This is a genomic window from Cellulomonas soli (assembly GCF_013409305.1).
GTDB classification, from domain to species: domain Bacteria; phylum Actinomycetota; class Actinomycetes; order Actinomycetales; family Cellulomonadaceae; genus Cellulomonas; species Cellulomonas soli.
In genome coordinates, this window is sequence record NZ_JACBZJ010000001.1 from 355,412 (window position 1) to 371,064 (window position 15,653).

Genomic DNA, 15,653 nt, shown 5'->3' on the forward strand with positions numbered 1-15,653 from the left:
CCACGTCGTGCGAGTGCCAGGATGCCGTGACGATCGTGCCCGGATTTGCCGTCTTTGCCGCACGGCGAGCCGCGCGGCACGGATACCGGTCCGCGTGGTGCCTGCCGTCGGTATCGTGGACGCCTCCCCGTCGTCGGAAGGTCCTCATGCGCATCCTCGTCACCGGCGGAGCCGGCTTCATCGGCTCCAACTTCGTCCACCACACGGTGCGCACCCGACCCGACGTCCACGTCACCGTGCTCGACGCGCTCACGTACGCCGGCGACGAGCGCAGCCTGGACCCGGTCGAGGGCAAGGTCGTCTTCGCCAAGGGCGACATCGCGGACCCCGACGTCGTCGACTCCCTCGTCAAGGACGTCGACCTCGTCGTGCACTTCGCGGCCGAGTCGCACAACGACAACTCGCTGCACGACCCGTGGCCGTTCCTGCGCACGAACGTCATCGGCACCTACCAGTTGCTGGAGGCGGTGCGCCGGTACGGCGTGCGGTACCACCACGTCTCGACGGACGAGGTCTACGGCGACCTCGAGCTCGACGACCCGGCCAAGTTCACGCCGGACACCCCGTACAACCCGTCGAGCCCGTACTCCTCGACGAAGGCGGCCTCGGACCTGCTGGTGCGCGCGTGGGCCCGCAGCTTCGGCGTGCAGGCCACGATCTCGAACTGCTCCAACAACTACGGCCCGTACCAGCACGTGGAGAAGTTCATCCCGCGCCAGATCACCAACGTGGTCGACGGTGTGCGCCCCAAGCTCTACGGCACGGGCGAGAACGTGCGCGACTGGATCCACGTCGACGACCACAACGCGGCCGTCTGGGCGATCATCGACAAGGGCCGCATCGGCGAGACCTATCTCATCGGTGCCGACGGCGAGAAGGACAACAAGACCGTCATCGAGCTGATCCTCGAGCTGATGGGCCAGGAGCCGACGGCGTACGACCACGTCAACGACCGTCCCGGTCACGACATGCGGTACGCGATCGACGCCACGAAGCTGCGCACGGAACTCGGCTGGGAGCCGCAGTACACGACGTTCCGTGACGGCCTCGCCGCCACGATCGACTGGTACCGGGCGAACGAGGCGTGGTGGCGGCCGCAGAAGGACGCGACCGAGGCCAAGTACGCCCAGCTCGGTCGCTGATCTGCACAGGTCCTCCACCACGCCCGTGCGCCCGCTCCCCCGTGCGCGCCGGTCGGGCTCCTAGGATCCATCCGTGACCATCCGCCACGCCGCTGCCACGCGCCCGCGAACCGCCCGGCACGCCCGCCGGTTCGGCACGCACGGGGTGCTGCGCGCGCTCGCGATCACGGTGACGGCCGTGCTGGCCTTCGGGCTGGCCGGCGGTGCGGCGGTGTACGCGAAGATGACGTCGAACATGGAAGGTGTCGACATCTCGGGGATGGTGGACCCGATCATCGAGGCGACGCCGGCCAACCCGGACGACCCCAACGCCGGCAAGGACGTCAACATCCTGGTCCTGGGCTCGGACGTGCGTGACGGCGAGAACGGCGCGATCGGCGGAGAGGCCGACGGCATGCGCTCGGACACCACGATCGTCGTGCACGTCTCGGCCGACCGGGAGCGGGTCGAGCTGGTCTCCATCCCTCGTGACTCCCTGGTGGACGTGCCGTCGTGCCGGATGAGCGACGGGTCGACCACCGGGGCCTACAACGGCATGTTCAACTCGGCGTTCGCGACGGGTGCCGACAACGGCGGCGACATCGCCTCCGCCGCGGCGTGCACGATCAACACGGTCCAGCAGAACACCGGGGTCCGCATCGACCACTTCGTGGTGGTCGACTTCGTCGGGTTCGTGCAGATGGTCGACGCCCTCGGCGGCGTGAACATCTGCATCCCGGACGCGATCGACTCTCCGAAGGCCGGGCTCGTCCTGGCCGCCGGGTACCAGACGCTCAACGGCACGCAGGCGCTCGGGTTCGCCCGGGCCCGCACCGGCGAGGGGCTCGGCGACGGGTCGGACACCAACCGGCTCGGCCGTCAGCAGCGCCTGATCGCGGCGGTCGTGACCGAGGTGCTCTCGAAGAACCTGCTGACGGACCTGCCCGCGCTCATCCAGTTCGCGTCGGCCGCCACGTCCTCGCTCACGACCGACAGCGGACTGTCCTCGATCGACGCGATCCCCGGGCTCGCCTACAGCCTGCGCGGGGTGTCCACCAGCAACGTGTCCTTCATGACGATCCCCTTCGCCGCTGCACCCAGCGACCCGAACCGCGTGGTGTGGACGTCGGCAGCCGACGAGATCTGGGCGAACATCGCCGCGGACGTCCCGATGCTCGGGGTCGAGGAGACCCCCACCACGCCGACCGAGACCACGACGCCCCCTGCCGACACCGCAGGGACGCCCACCGACACCGCGACGGCCCCGACCGACACCACCTCGACGGCGCCCGCCCCGGCCGAGACGAAGGAAGCCGGCAAGGAAGCCTTCGACGCCGGCGACGTCACCGCGGTCTGCTGAGGATCCCCATGACACCACGCCCGCCGGACGACACCCCGCCGAGCTTCGCACCCGCGAGCTCCGGCCGACGGCGACCCGGGGCCGACGACCCGGCCGTCGTGGTCGGCAAGCCGCAACGCCCGGCTCCCGCCGCTCCGGTGCGACGACCCGCCGAGCCGCGCACGCCGCCGTCGGGTCAGGCGGCACGACCGTCCGGCCAGGCGGCACGACCGTCGGGCCAGGCCGGGCGACCCGCCTCGATCGCCCCGGGCGCGGCTCGTCCGGTCCGGTCGTCGGCCGACGCCGTACCGGTGACGGGCAAGCCACCGACGCCGGGGCGCAGCACCTCGTCCCATCCCCGCACGGCCGGCTCGGCACCTCGCTCCACCGCGGGTACCGCACGACCGAGCGCCTCGGGCGCACCACGCGCGCCGCGTACCGCAGGCGCCACGGCACCGGGCCGTTCACCCGCGCCGAGCTCCTCCACGTCCGCCGAGCGGCCGACCGGCGGTGCACGACGTCGACGCAAGCGCGCGATCGCCACGGTCGCCGTGCTCGTCCTCGTCGCCCTGATCGCCTGGCCCGTCGGGCTCGTCATGTGGGCGAACGGGCTCGTGCAGCACACCTCGGCCTTGTCGGGCGCGCCCGACACCCCGGGCACCACCTACCTGCTCACGGGTTCGGACTCACGGGCCGACGGGGCGATCGGGGACGACGAGACCGAGGGCGCCCGCACCGACACGATCCTGGTGCTGCACGTGCCCGAGAGCGGGCCGACCGCCCTGATCTCGCTCCCCCGCGACACGCTCGTCGACGTGCCGGACAACGGCCAGGCCAAGCTGAACGCAGCGTTCTCGTGGGGACAGGCTCCCCTGCTCGTCCGGACGGTCGAGGGCCTGACCGGACTGACGATCGACCACTACGCCGAGATCGGCATGGCGGGCGTCGAGCAGGTGGTCGACGCCGTGGGCGGCGTCGACCTGTGCTATGACGCGGACGTCAACGATGCCGACTCCGGCATGGTGTGGACGGCCGGCTGCCACCAGACGGCCGGCGCCCAGGCGCTCGCGTTCGCTCGCATGCGCAAGTCCGACCCGGAGGGCGACATCGGGCGGGCGAAGCGGCAGCGCGAGCTCATCAGCGCCGTCACCGGTGCGGTCTCCCCCACGCAGCTCGCCCTGCACCCGGGGCAGCAGGTCTCGCTCATCCGTGCGGGCACCGGTGCGCTCACCCTCGACGACGACAGCGACATCCTCGACCTCGCCCGGCTCGCCCTGGCGTTCAAGGCGGCGAACGGCCCGGACGGGATCACTGGGACGCCGCCGATCGCGAGCATGGACTACCGGCCCGGCAACAACCTGGGTTCGACCGTGCTCCTCGACCCCGACCTGACCCCGGCGTTCTTCGCCGCGATCGCCGACGGCTCGCTGCCTGCCGGCCCGGTGGGCGGTGTCCCCGGGTCCTGAACCCGCGGTCTTCCCGGCTCAGGCCCGGGCGGTGAAACCCGTCGTCGCCCGGCCGCCGCCCGCCAGGGCCCGTAGCCGCTCACCCTTGGCATCGGCCTGCACCCGCAGACCTTCCTGGAACTCGCCCATGGCCACCCGCAGGCGTGCGGCCAGCGGGTCGGTGCCTGCTGCGAGGATGCGCACCGCGAGCAGACCGGCATTGCGCGCACCGCCGACCGAGACCGTCGCGACGGGGACACCGGCCGGCATCTGCACGATCGACAGCAGCGAGTCCATGCCGTCCAGGTACGCCAGCGGCACGGGGACGCCGACCACCGGCAGCGTGGTGACCGAGGCGAGCATCCCGGGCAGGTGAGCGGCCCCGCCGGCCCCCGCGACGACCACACGCAGGCCCCGGTCGGCCGCGGTGCGCCCGTACTCGACCATCTTGTCCGGCTGCCGGTGCGCGGAGACGACATCGACCTCGATCGGGACGTCGAACTCGGCGAGCGCCTGCGCCGCCGCCTGCATGACGGGCCAGTCGGAGTCCGACCCCATGACGATGCCGACGAGGGCCTGACCTGCCATGTGCCTGTCTCCGTCCGTCCGTGCGCCGCGACCGTCCTGCCGGTGCGTCACGCCGCGAGGCGCTGCGCGTCCATCATCACCCGCCGGCACCCGGCCGGCGGTGCGAGAGCGGCCTCAGCCGTTCCGCTCACCGCGAAGCAGGGCGGCCGCGGCACGGGCGCGGGCACGCACGTCGGCCAGGTCGGTGCCGCTGACGTTGACGTGGCCGAGCTTGCGTCCGGGCCGCACCTGCTTGCCGTAGAGGTGCACCTTGGCCTGCGGGTCGCGGCCGACCACCTCGGCGAGGGCATCGGTCGGGTCCGGGAGCGAGGAGCCCAGCACGTTCGCCATGACGGTCCACGTGGCCAAGGGCGAGGTGTCGCCCAGCGGCAGGTCGAGGACCGCGCGCAGGTGCTGCTCGAACTGGCTGGTCACCGCACCGTCGAGGGTCCAGTGGCCCGAGTTGTGCGGTCGCATCGCGAGCTCGTTGACGAGCACGCGCGGGTCACCGCCGTCCGGGGCCGGCACCTCGAACATCTCGACGGCGAGCACGCCCGTGACCCCGAGCCCCTCGGCGATCCGGGTGGCGACCTCGAGCGCCTCGGCCTGCGTGCCCGCGTGCAGGTCGGGGGCGGGGGCCACGACCTCGGCGCAGACGCCGTCCTGCTGCACGGACTCCACCACGGGCCAGGTGCGCACCTCTCCGGACGGCCGGCGTGCGACGAGCACCGCGAGCTCCCGGGTGAAGGGCACCTTCTCCTCGACCAGGAGGGGGACGCCCGCGCCCGAGGCCATGGCGTCGAGCCAGTCGGCGACCTCGTGCGAGGCCCGCACGACCCGCACACCCTTGCCGTCGTAGCCGCCGCGGGCTGTCTTGACCACCGCTGCGCCACCGACCTGGGCGAGGAAGTCGTCGAGCTCCTCGCGCGCGGTCAGCGGACGCCAGCGGGGGATCGGGACGCCGATCGCGTCCAGGTGGCTGCGCATGACGATCTTGTCCTGCGCGTGCACGAGCGCCGCTGCGTCGGGCCGCACCGCGACGCCCGCGGCGACGAGCCGGTCGAGCAGCGCGTTCGGCACGTGCTCGTGCTCGAAGGTGAGCACGTCCGCACCCTCGACGAGCGCGAGGATCGCCTCCTCGTCGGACGCGGAGCCAACCGGGGCGTCGACCACGACCTGCGCCGCCGACGACGACGAGTCCTCCACGAGGACGCGCAGGTGGATGCCCAGCGCGGTCGCCGCGGGGGTCATCATGCGCGCGAGCTGTCCGCCACCGACCACTGCCACCACGGGTGCTGCCACGGGCGCTGAGCGTAGCCGAGCACGCGGGCACGGGTGCTCCGCGTCCGCCGAAGGGCCCAGGCCGCCCTCAGGGTTCCGGGCTATCCTCGCCGCGTGAGCCGGACCGACGCCACCGTCGCCGCCGTCGTCCCCGACGCCGGTCCACGCGCGGTGCCGTCGTGGCTGCCTGCACGGGTCCCCGTCGCCTGGTGGGCGCGCGCACTCGAGCTCAGCCGGTTCCTGTCGGTCGGCGCCGTCGCGTTCGTCGTGGACCTCGGGCTGTTCAACCTGCTGCGCTTCGGGCCCGCCGGTCTCCTCGAGCACAAGCCGCTGACGGCGAAGGTCCTCTCGGTCGTGGCCGCGACCCTCGTGTCCTGGGTGGGCAACAGGTGGTGGACGTTCGCGGATCAGCGCTCGGGTCGCCAGGGACGTGAGCTCGTGGTGTTCGCGGCCGTCAACCTCGTGGGCATGGTCGTCCCTGTGCTCACGCTCGCGTTCTCGCACTACGTGCTCGACCTGACCACCGCGCTCGCCGACAACGCCGCGACGGTGACCGGCATCGTGCTGGCCACGGCGCTGCGCTACGTCGGCTACCGTCGCTGGGTCTTCACGGGCTGACAGTGCCCGACGCCCACAGCTGACGGCGCTCCGTCGCCGTCCCGTCGCGTCAGGGGACGTCCGCCTGGACGATCTGACCGTCCCCGCGGGCGGTCAGCGGTCCGTCGGCCGAGGACACGAACGCGGCCTGGCCGCGGGCGAGCATGAGGACGCCGTCCTCCCGGGACGCGATCTCGACCTCGCCCTCCAGGCACAGCACGATCCGCGGACCACGGCCGGGGACCCTGATCGTGCCCCCGTCGTTCAGCCGGGTGAACGACAGCTCGAAGTCGTCGACCGGCGCGTAGAAGATCTCTGTCGAGGTGAACACGCGCTCCGGGGCGATACGGATCGGCGGCGCGGCAGCGCAGTCGAGGTTCGCCAGCAGCTCCACCACGTCGACGTGCTTGCCGGTGAGCCCGGCCCGCAGCACGTTGTCGGAGTTCGCCATGATCTCGACCCCGAGACCGTGCAGGTAGGCGTGCACGGACCCTGCAGGGACGAACAGCGCCTCCCCGGGCTCGAGCGTGACCGGGTTGAGGAGCACCGACGTCACCGCACCCGCGTCGCCCGGGTGGCTGGCAGCCAGACGCATGACCGTGCGGTCCGTCCTGGGTGAGGGCGAACCGGCCGCGAGCCGACGCGCGCACGCCTCCGCGAACGCCTGCACCTCGGCGGCACCCGGCCGCGTGCGCGGGTCGAGCAGCCACTCGAAGGCCGCACGGACCCCGGACGAGGTGGCGTCCGCCATGAGCAGGCCCGCCAGGTCCGCGGCCAGCGGGGTGTCGAGGTCGTCCAGCAGCTCGGCCGCCCGCCGGGGTGCGCGGAACCCGACCATCGCGTCGAACCGCGTCAGCGCGTACACCAGCTCGGGCTTGTGGTTGGCGTCCCGGTAGGAGCGGTGCGGGGCCGAGCGCGGGATGCCCGCGGCGTCCTCGCGCGCGAACCCCTCCCGAGCGCGCTGCGCCGCCGGGTGCACCTGCAGCGACAGCGGTGTCTCCGCCGAGATGAGCTTGAGCAGGTACGGCAGCTGCTCGCCGAACCGCTGGGTGACGCCGCTGCCGAGGTGGCGGACCGGGTCCGCGACGAGCAGCTGGTCGAGCGGGACGTTCCCGTGCTCCGTGAGCACCGTCGCAGGAGCGCTGGCGTGCGCGCCGAACCACGCCTCGGCGACCGGCAGCCCGTCCGGCACGAGCCCCAGGACGTCCGGGATCGCGGTGGTCGAGCCCCAGGCGTAGTGCTGGATCACGTGCGAAAGGCGGTACACGGCACCTCGTTCAGATCGGGGGGCGGCGGTCCGCACCCGGGACGACGACCCATTCTGCCCTGTCGCTCACCAGCGTCGGCGGTCCTTGCTGGTGGCGACCACCGCGCCTCGCGGCAGCACGACGTCCGGACGCAACGAGGCCGGCACCCCCGACAGGAACAGGGCGAACACCGCCGGACGTCGCTGGGCGAGCTCCAGCCGTCCGCCGTCCGCCGAGGCGAGATCACGGGCGAGAGCCAGTCCGAGCCCTGTGCCCGCACCGGACGTCGCGCCCCGCTCGAAGATCCGGGGGGCGAGGTCGTCCGGCACCCCGGCACCCTCGTCGCCGACCTCGACCACGACCGCGTTCGACGGCCCTCCCGAACGGGTGCGGATGGTCGTGGTGCCAGCGCCGTGCTTGAGCGAGTTCTCCACGAGCGTGGCGAGCACCTGCGCGAGGGCGCCGGGCGTCGCGAGCACCTGGACGGCCGGGTCGACGTCCACCACGAGGCGACGCCCCTGAACCTGGAAGGTCGGCGCCCACTCCTCCTCCTGCTGGTGGACGACCTCGATCAGCGGGACGGCCTCGGTCGTGCCGCCCTGCGAGCGACGGGAGCGGGCGAGCAGGTCGTCCACGACACGGACGAGGCGCTCGACCTGCTCGAGCGAGATGCGGGCCTCCTCGGACACCTCGGGCTCGGAGGCGGTGTCCATGATCTCCTCGAGGCGCATGGACAGCGCGGCCAACGGGGTGCGCAGCTGGTGGGAGGCGTCGGAGGCGAACTGCCGCTCGGCGGCCAGACGGCCGGCCATCCGGTCCGCGCTGCGGGCCAGCTCGGCGGCGACCAGGTCGATCTCCTCGACGCCGGAGGGTTCGAGCTGCGGTCGGACCTGCCCCGACCCGAGCTGTTCGGCCGAGGCTGCCAGGTACACCAGAGGCGCGGCGAGCCGGTTCGCCTGCCAGATGGCCATCGCGATCCCGGCGGCGAACGCGACGACCGCGGCCACGACGACGAGCCCGATGATCCGCACGCTCAACCAGAAGACGTCCCACCAGCGCACCTCGAGGAGCACCAGCGCGCCGTTGTTCGACGTGGTCTGCACCGACAGCGAACGCCCCTCGACCGGGGTGCCCGCCTGGAACACCTGGCCGTCGGAGGTCCGCACGAGCACCGAGGCGGCCAGCTCGCCGTCGGTGCCGGTGTACGGCTCGAGCATCCGCTCGGTGAGCTCGATGTCCTGGTCGACCCGCAGGTCGACCGAACGGGCCAGCGCCTCCGCGCGCTGGTCGAGGCCGCGCATCTCGTTCTCGCGGACCAGCTGCGCGCCGAGGAACGCCAACGGGAAGCCCAGCAGGACGACCGCGACGGTCACGGCCGCGATCGTCGCCTGCAGCACACGGCGGCGCATGGTGGTGCCCCTCTCGCCCTCGGTTCGGTCGGCCTCGAGACGGCCTCGAGACGGTCTCGGACCGTCGGTGTGCGAGCGGTCGCGGTCAGTACCGCTCGCCCGCCCCCGTCTCGAAACGGAAGCCCATGCCACGCACGGTCGAGATGTACCGCGGGGCGTTCGCGTCGTCGCCGAGCTTGCGGCGCAGCCACGACACGTGCATGTCGAGCGTCTTGGTCGAGCCCGTCGGGTCCGAGCCCCACACCTCACGCATGAGCGTCTCGCGCGAGACGACCGTGCCGGCGGCGCCCACGAGCACGCGCAGCAGGTCGAACTCCTTGGCCGTCAGGTGCAGCTCGCGATCTCCCTGGAACGCGCGGTGCGCGGCCACGTCGACCCGGACGTTCTGGGCGTGCACCTCGTCCTCGTCGGACGGGTCGGCACCCGTGCGGCGCAGCAGCGCCCGGACGCGGGCGAGCAGCTCGGCGAGCCGGAAGGGCTTGGTGACGTAGTCGTCGGCGCCTGCGTCGAGACCGACGACGAGGTCCACCTCGTCGGCCCGCGCGGTCAGCACGAGCACCGGGGTCGTCAGGCCCTGGTTGCGGATCGCCCGCGCCACGTCGAGCCCGTCCATGTCCGGCAGACCGAGGTCCAGGACGACGAGATCGGCCGCACCGGCACCGTCGATGGCACCTTGACCAGTTCCTTGCACGTGGACGTCGTAACCTTCACGACCCAGGGCACGAGCCAAAGGCTCGGCAATCGCCGGATCGTCCTCGGCCAGCAGCACGTGGGTCATCGCCCCATGCTAGGTCACGAGTACGTCAGGGCAACCTCACTCCGCCACCAGACTCGCCGGGCGTCGGTGCAGCCAGGTGAGCCGCAGGGGCGCGTGGCCCTGCGACCCGGGTCGGACCGTAGCGCACGCCCCGGTCCTCCCGCAGGCGCACGACCGCCCGCACCGCGCCCCCTACCCTCATGACGTGAGCCTGTGGGAACGACTGACGCGCTGGGAGGGGCAGCACCGCTTCGCCGTCGATGCCGCCGGCACGGCTCTCTTCGCGCTCGTGGCCGTGCCCGCGGCGACCGTCTTCGCCTCCGAACCGAACACGAGCGCGACCGTCGCCCGATGGGCCGCCCTGGCCGTCGTGACGCCGCTGGCCTGGCGCCGGGTGCGTCCGGTCGCCTCGGTCGTCTCCGTCTACGTCGTCGCGCTGACCCACCTCGCGATGGGGTACCCGTTCCTCATGCCGGCCGACCTCGCCGTGCTGGCCGCCCTCTACTCGGTGACCGTGAACGGGCCGCGCTGGGCGCACCGGACCGCGATCGCCGGCGCACTGCTCGGCAGCCTCGTCCTCGGCGTCGCCCTCGCCTGGCCCGACCAGCTCCCCTCGGTCGCCATCACCGCGGTGTTCTGCGGGGCCGTGGCCCTGACCACCTGGGCGTTCGGGCTGGTGCGACGCCAACGGCAGGAGACCCTGGAGTCGCTGCGCGACCGCGCCCGGCGCCTGGAGATCGAACGCGACCAGCAGGGGCAGATCGCCACGGCCGCCGAGCGGTCGCGCATCGCGCGCGAGATGCACGACATCGTCGCCCACTCCCTGACGGTCATGATCGCCCAGGCCGACGGCGGCCGGTACGCGGCCGACGCCGACCCCGCGGCGGCGTCGCGCGCGCTCGGCACGATCGCGGAGACCGGGCGAGCGGCCCTCAGCGACATGCGGCGCCTGCTCGGGGTCCTGCGCACGGACGCCCCGGCGGGCGTGCGAGCCGGAGCGGCCAACCCGACCGCGACGGGCGGCCTGCGGGCGCCCGGGCGGCTCCCCGACAGGGCGCGCTCCACCCACGCCGCGGTCCCGCCCCCGGTCGAGCTGGGTGCGACCGCGGACGGCGCAGCCCCGGAACGCCCCGAGGACCGGTTCACGCCGCTGCCCGCCGAGGGCGACCTCGACGCGCTCGTCGAGCAGATGCGCGCCAGCGGGCTGCACGTCTCCCTCGTCCGCATGGGCACGCCGCGGTACCTGCCGCCCGGTGCCGGGCTGACCGTGTACCGGATCGCCCAGGAGTCGTTGACGAACGTGCTCAAGCACGCCGGACCGGGCCCCCGGGTGACCGTGCTCGTGCACTGGCTTCCCGGGGCCGTGGCCGTCGAAGTCAACGACGACGGGCGCGGCGCCGCCGCCGACACCGACGGTCTGGGTCAAGGGGTGCTCGGCATGCGTGAGCGGGCCGCGATGTTCGGCGGGACCGTCACCGCGGGCCCTCGCCCGGGAGGCGGGTTCCGGGTGCGCGCCCAGCTGCCGACGCCGGAGGACGCCGGCGCAGGTGAGAGGCTGGACGGATGAGCACCACGACCTCCGAGCGCACCGCCGATCCGGTGCGGGTGGCCCTGGTCGACGACCAGCAGCTGGTCCGCGCCGGGTTCCGCATGGTCATCGACTCCCAGCCGGACCTGCTGGTCGTCCTCGAGGCCGGCGACGGCGAGCAGGCCGTGCGCGAGCTGGACCCGGTCGCCCGGACCGCCACCGGACCTGTCGACGTGGTCCTCATGGACGTGCGCATGCCCCGCATGGACGGCCTGGACGCCACCGCGCGCATCACCGCCCGCGGCACCGACGCGCAACCGGCCCCCCGCGTGATCGTGCTCACCACCTTCGACCTCGACGAGTACGTGCTGGCCGCGATCCGGGCGGGCGCGAGCGGGTTCCTGCTCAAGGACGCCCCGCCCGAGGAGATGCTCGCCGCGATCCGGACCGTGCACCGCGGCGACGCCGTCATCGCCCCGTCGAGCACGCGTCGACTCCTCGAGCACCTGGTGACCGTGCTGCCCGACGAGTCCCCCGACTCCGCGGCAGCACCCGCACGCAGGGCCGTGGCCGACCTCACCGACCGCGAGCGCGAGGTGCTCGTGCTCATGGCGCACGGGCGGTCCAACACCGAGATCGCCGGCGACCTGTACGTCGCGGAGGCGACGGTGAAGACCCACGTCGGGCGGATCCTGTCCAAGCTCGGGGCTCGCGACCGCGTCCAGGCGGTCGTCGTCGCGTACGAGACGGGGCTCGTGCGACCCGGAGGCTGAGCCCGCCGGCCGGCACGTGCGACCTCGGGACCGGCAGGGTCGGCCCCAGGGATGACGTCGTGACCTGCAGGACCACACCCACGGCCCGACGACGGCGCGGGGCGCGGTCCGTAGCGTCGACGACATCGTCACCCGTCGGCCGCCACGGCCGTACCGACCCCAGGAGCACACGCGTGGGAACCACACCAGAGCGTCCCGTCGAGCAGCACCCGACCGCCTCACGAGCCCGCGGGCTCAGCAAGGTCTACGGGCACGGGGCCTCGGCCGTCCGGGCGCTCGACGGCGTCGACATCGACTTCGCGGCGGGGGCGTTCACCGCGATCATGGGCCCGTCGGGTTCGGGCAAGTCCACGCTCATGCACCTGCTCGCGGGCCTCGACCAGGCGAGCGGCGGCACCGTGCACCTCGGGCCGACCGAGCTGACCAGCCTGGACGACGACGCGCTGACCCGGTTGCGTCGGGACCGGGTGGGTTTCGTCTTCCAGTCGTTCAACCTGCTGCCGATGTTCACGGCCGAGCAGAACGTGCTGCTGCCGCTCGAGCTCGCCGGCGCCCGCGTCGACCGGGCCTGGTTCGACACCCTCGTCAGCACCCTGGGGCTGGGCCAGCGTCTGACGCACCGGCCCAGCGAGCTGTCCGGTGGCCAGCAGCAGCGGGTGGCGATCGCCCGGGCGCTCATCGCGAAGCCGGACGTCGTGTTCGCCGACGAGCCGACGGGCAACCTCGACTCCCGCTCGGGGGCGGAGGTGCTCAGCTTCCTGCGCCGGTCGGTGCGCGAGCTCGGCCGCACGATCATCATGGTCACGCACGACCCCGCGGCTGCGGCCTACGCCGATCGCGTCGTGCTGCTGGCCGACGGGCGCATCGCGGGCGAGGTCCACGACCCGACGCCGGAGTCGGTTCTCGCCGCGCTCGACGCGCTGCGTCAGCTCGACGGTGCGCCGGAGCCGGGCCTGGCCACGGGTGCGATCTCGGTGGTGGGTGCCTGATGCTGCGACTCACGCTGGCGCAGATGCGCCGCAGCGTCGGTCGCCTGGCGGCGGCGGGCATCGCGATCGCGATCAGCGCGGCGTTCCTGACCGCGACCCTGCTGGCGGGCAAGGTCATGACCCGTGCCGGGTACGACGCGGTCACCGCGATGTACGCCCAGGCCGACCTGGTCGTCGCCGGGGACTTCACCTCGGACGACGTCGCGACCGCGCGCGACCTGCCGGGCGTCGCCGCCGCAGACCCGCTGCTCGTCACCGGCGTCCCCCTGGAGCACGGGAGCCGCACCGTGTGGCAGCCCATGCTCGCGACCACCTCCGACCCGCGGCTCTCCTCGCTCGAGCTCGTCGACGGCTCGCTCCCGACGACCTCCGGGCAGGTCGCGCTCGAGGCCGGCGCGCTCGACCGGCTCGGGCTGAAGGTCGGCGACCCGCTGACCCTCGAGTGGACGCAGTGGAGCGACGACCCCGACACGGAACCGACCGAGCACACGGTCGACCTGCAGGTGGTCGGCGAGGTGAGCGACCCGAACAACGCGTGGACGGGGTACGGCGGCGCAGGCGTGGCCCTCGCGGAGGACCTGCAGACCTGGTCGGCCGGCAGCGAGGAGCTCCCGGCCTCGATGCTGGTCGCCACCGACGACCTGGCGACGGCCCGCGCCGAGCTCGCGCAGGCCTTCCCCGGGTCCGACGTGAAGACCCGGGACGAGGCGGCCGCGGCGCAGATCGCGCAGATGTCCGGCCAGGGCAACGTGCTGCTCATGGTCGTGCTCGGCTTCGCGGCGGTCGCGCTGCTGGTCGCGGCACTGGTCATCTCGAACACGTTCCAGGTGCTCGTGGCCCAGCGGACCCGCACGCTCGCCCTGCTGCGCGCGGTCGGTGCGGTGCGCGGTCAGCTGCGCATGTCGGTCGTCACCGAGGCGGCGATCCTCGGGCTGACCACGTCGGCGCTCGGGGTCCTGCTCGGCGGTGCGCTGACCCAGCTCGCACTGAGCGCGGCCGGGGGGATGGACCTGGGCGTGCGGCTGCCGACCACGATCGACGTCGACGCCACGGTCGTGCTCGTCCCGCTGCTGGTCGGCACGCTCGTCACGGTGCTCGCCTCGCTCGTCCCGGCGCGGGCAGCCACCCGGGTCTCCCCCGTCGAGGCGCTGCGTCCTGCCGACGCCCCGACGACCGACGACCGCGCCGGTCGGTTCCGGCTGGTGTTCTCGGTGCTGCTCGTGGTCCTCGGGCTGCTCGGCCTCGCCGGCGGTGCCGGCCTGGCGATGCTCGGTGCCGGTGACCCCATGGGTGCGCTCGGCGTAGCGGTGCTCGGCGGTGCGCTCTCGTTCGTCGGCGTCCTCGTCGGGTGCGTCTTCTGGGTCCCGAAGGTCGTCTCCCTGACGGGTCGCCTGATCGCCCGCACCGGGCCCAGCGCCCGGCTCGCCGCCGCGAACACCCTGCGCAACCCGCGACGGACCGCGGCGACGAGCACCGCGCTGCTCATCGGGGTCACGCTCGTGACGTTGATGACCACGGGCGCGGTGACCACGGAGGCGTCGATGTCGGGCGAGCTGGACACGCGCTACGCGGTGGACGTGGCCGTCGCCATGCCGGACGGTGACGGTGACCTGCCGAGCTCGGCGGTCTCGACGCTCGGCGGGGTCGACGGCGTCCGCCAGGTGGTGCAGCTGACCTCCTCGACGGTCACGGTGGACGGCGCCGAGGTCCTGCTCCTCGGGCTCGAGCCGTCCGACGCCTCCGTGCTCCGGGACCCGGCCCTGCTGCGGGACCTCGACGACGGTGCGATCGTGCTGGCCGACGGGATCGAGAGCCTGGCGGACTCCGATGTCAGCACCGTGACCGGCGACGCCGGCTCCGCGGACCTCGAGGTCCTGGAACCGGGTCTGGGCGGGAGCGCGGCCGTCGTCACGAAGGCGACGCTCGCCGGCCTCGACCCGTCCGCAGGCACGACCACCGCATGGCTGTCGCTCGACGGCAGCCGCACCGCGGCGCAGGTCGTGCAGGACGTCACCGACGCGTTCCCCGACACCGCCCTGGAGATCAGCAGCGGGGCGGTCGAGCGCGAGCAGTACACGCAGGTGCTCGACACGCTCCTCGCGATCGTCGTGGGCCTGCTCGCCGTGGCGGTCGTCATCGCGCTCATCGGGGTCGCGAACACGCTGTCGCTGTCGGTCATCGAACGTCGGCGGGAGTCCGCGACCCTGCGGGCGATCGGGCTCACGCGGTCGCAGCTGCGCACGACGCTCGCCGTCGAGGGCGTGCTCATCGCCGGTGTCGGTGCCGTGCTCGGCATGGCGCTGGGCATCCTGTACGGCTGGGCGGGCGCGGCGACGGTGTTCGCCGGCATGGGCCCGCTGCACCTGGCCGTGCCGTGGCTCGACCTCGCGATCGTGCTGCTGGTCGCGTGCGCCGCGGGCCTGCTGGCCTCGGTGGTCCCGGGGCGTGCGGCCGCCCGCACGTCGCCGGTCGCGGCCCTCGCGGTCGACTGACGCCGGGGTCGCAGGGGTGCACGGGTTCGACCGGGCCTGAGACCGCTGCGAACCGACCGACGGGCCTGTGGGCAGGTGGCACGACCACCGCCCGCGGGCCCGTCGCCC

At 73.4% G+C, this 15,653-nt stretch carries 14 protein-coding genes; 8 read left to right on the forward strand and 6 right to left on the reverse strand.

From position 1 onward, the window contains the following. Positions 1-146: 146 nt before the first annotated feature. Together rfbB and BKA22_RS01680 are read left to right on the forward strand one after the other, a co-directional pair. Entirely contained in the window at positions 147-1,142 is a 996-nt protein-coding gene (rfbB, locus tag BKA22_RS01675) for a dTDP-glucose 4,6-dehydratase (protein ID WP_146951159.1), read from the forward strand. A gap of 73 nt (positions 1,143-1,215) precedes the next feature. Next, complete coding sequence (locus BKA22_RS01680) at positions 1,216-2,481, forward strand: LCP family protein (protein WP_223203379.1); 1,266 nt, start codon at positions 1,216-1,218, stop codon at positions 2,479-2,481. Between the two features lie 175 nt (positions 2,482-2,656). Here BKA22_RS01680 and BKA22_RS19490 read toward each other — a convergent pair whose 3' ends face one another. Continuing rightward, on the reverse strand, positions 2,657-3,004 hold the full coding sequence (locus tag BKA22_RS19490; protein ID WP_223203380.1) for a hypothetical protein: 348 nt from the start codon (positions 3,002-3,004) through the stop codon (positions 2,657-2,659). A 7-nt stretch (positions 3,005-3,011) separates the two neighbouring features. On the opposite strand from BKA22_RS19490, the gene BKA22_RS19495 reads away from it, so the two are divergent. After that, a complete protein-coding gene (locus BKA22_RS19495) occupies positions 3,012-3,926 on the forward strand; it encodes an LCP family protein (protein ID WP_223203381.1) in 915 nt (304 codons plus the stop codon). A gap of 18 nt (positions 3,927-3,944) precedes the next feature. Here the strand turns inward: BKA22_RS19495 and purE are convergent, their stop codons facing one another. Together purE and BKA22_RS01695 are read right to left on the reverse strand one after the other, a co-directional pair. Next, positions 3,945-4,493, reverse strand: a complete 549-nt coding sequence (purE, locus tag BKA22_RS01690) for a 5-(carboxyamino)imidazole ribonucleotide mutase (RefSeq protein ID WP_146951161.1) — start codon at positions 4,491-4,493, stop codon at positions 3,945-3,947. Between the two features lie 114 nt (positions 4,494-4,607). Next, a complete protein-coding gene (locus BKA22_RS01695) occupies positions 4,608-5,774 on the reverse strand; it encodes a 5-(carboxyamino)imidazole ribonucleotide synthase (protein ID WP_146951162.1) in 1,167 nt (388 codons plus the stop codon). Positions 5,775-5,867: 93 nt separating this feature from the next. Between BKA22_RS01695 and BKA22_RS01700 the strand changes: the two genes are divergently transcribed. After that, complete coding sequence (locus BKA22_RS01700; protein ID WP_146951163.1) at positions 5,868-6,371, forward strand: GtrA family protein; 504 nt, start codon at positions 5,868-5,870, stop codon at positions 6,369-6,371. Between the two features lie 49 nt (positions 6,372-6,420). Here BKA22_RS01700 and manA read toward each other — a convergent pair whose 3' ends face one another. The 3 genes from manA to BKA22_RS01715 all read right to left on the reverse strand — a co-directional run bounded on the left by manA (position 6,421) and on the right by BKA22_RS01715 (position 9,784). Then, a complete protein-coding gene (gene manA / locus BKA22_RS01705) occupies positions 6,421-7,617 on the reverse strand; it encodes a mannose-6-phosphate isomerase, class I (protein WP_146951164.1) in 1,197 nt (398 codons plus the stop codon). Positions 7,618-7,683: 66 nt separating this feature from the next. Then, positions 7,684-9,006 (reverse strand): sensor histidine kinase, encoded by a 1,323-nt coding sequence (locus BKA22_RS01710; protein ID WP_146951165.1) that lies wholly within the window; start codon positions 9,004-9,006, stop codon positions 7,684-7,686. An 85-nt stretch (positions 9,007-9,091) separates the two neighbouring features. Next, complete coding sequence (locus tag BKA22_RS01715; RefSeq protein WP_146951166.1) at positions 9,092-9,784, reverse strand: response regulator transcription factor; 693 nt, start codon at positions 9,782-9,784, stop codon at positions 9,092-9,094. Positions 9,785-9,968: 184 nt separating this feature from the next. Here BKA22_RS01715 and BKA22_RS01720 point away from each other — a divergent pair, with 184 nt between their 5' ends. The 4 genes from BKA22_RS01720 (at position 9,969) to BKA22_RS01735 (ending at position 15,545) form a co-directional block, all read left to right on the forward strand. Beyond that, entirely contained in the window at positions 9,969-11,330 is a 1,362-nt protein-coding gene (locus tag BKA22_RS01720; protein WP_146951167.1) for a sensor histidine kinase, read from the forward strand. Next, positions 11,327-12,064, forward strand: a complete 738-nt coding sequence (locus BKA22_RS01725; protein WP_146951168.1) for a response regulator — start codon at positions 11,327-11,329, stop codon at positions 12,062-12,064. The genes BKA22_RS01720 and BKA22_RS01725 overlap by 4 nt, the downstream gene beginning before the upstream one ends. A 173-nt stretch (positions 12,065-12,237) precedes the next feature. Continuing rightward, positions 12,238-13,053, forward strand: coding sequence for an ABC transporter ATP-binding protein (locus BKA22_RS01730; protein WP_146951169.1), 816 nt, complete (start codon positions 12,238-12,240; stop codon positions 13,051-13,053). Next, positions 13,053-15,545 carry an ABC transporter permease gene (locus BKA22_RS01735; protein WP_146951170.1) on the forward strand — a complete coding sequence of 831 codons (2,493 nt, stop codon included), beginning with the start codon at positions 13,053-13,055 and terminating at the stop codon, positions 15,543-15,545. Before BKA22_RS01730 ends, BKA22_RS01735 begins: the two co-directional genes overlap by 1 nt. Positions 15,546-15,653: the final 108 nt, after the last annotated feature.

Coding starts and splice junctions, on each gene's coding strand:
- BKA22_RS01735 (WP_146951170.1), top strand. CDS start 13,053: ATGCTGCGACTCACGCTGGCGCAGATGCGCCGCAGCGTCGGTCGCCTG.
- BKA22_RS01710 (WP_146951165.1), bottom strand. CDS start 9,006: ATGCGCCGCCGTGTGCTGCAGGCGACGATCGCGGCCGTGACCGTCGCG.
- rfbB (WP_146951159.1), top strand. CDS start 147: ATGCGCATCCTCGTCACCGGCGGAGCCGGCTTCATCGGCTCCAACTTC.
- purE (WP_146951161.1), bottom strand. CDS start 4,493: ATGGCAGGTCAGGCCCTCGTCGGCATCGTCATGGGGTCGGACTCCGAC.
- BKA22_RS01715 (WP_146951166.1), bottom strand. CDS start 9,784: ATGACCCACGTGCTGCTGGCCGAGGACGATCCGGCGATTGCCGAGCCT.
- BKA22_RS01725 (WP_146951168.1), top strand. CDS start 11,327: ATGAGCACCACGACCTCCGAGCGCACCGCCGATCCGGTGCGGGTGGCC.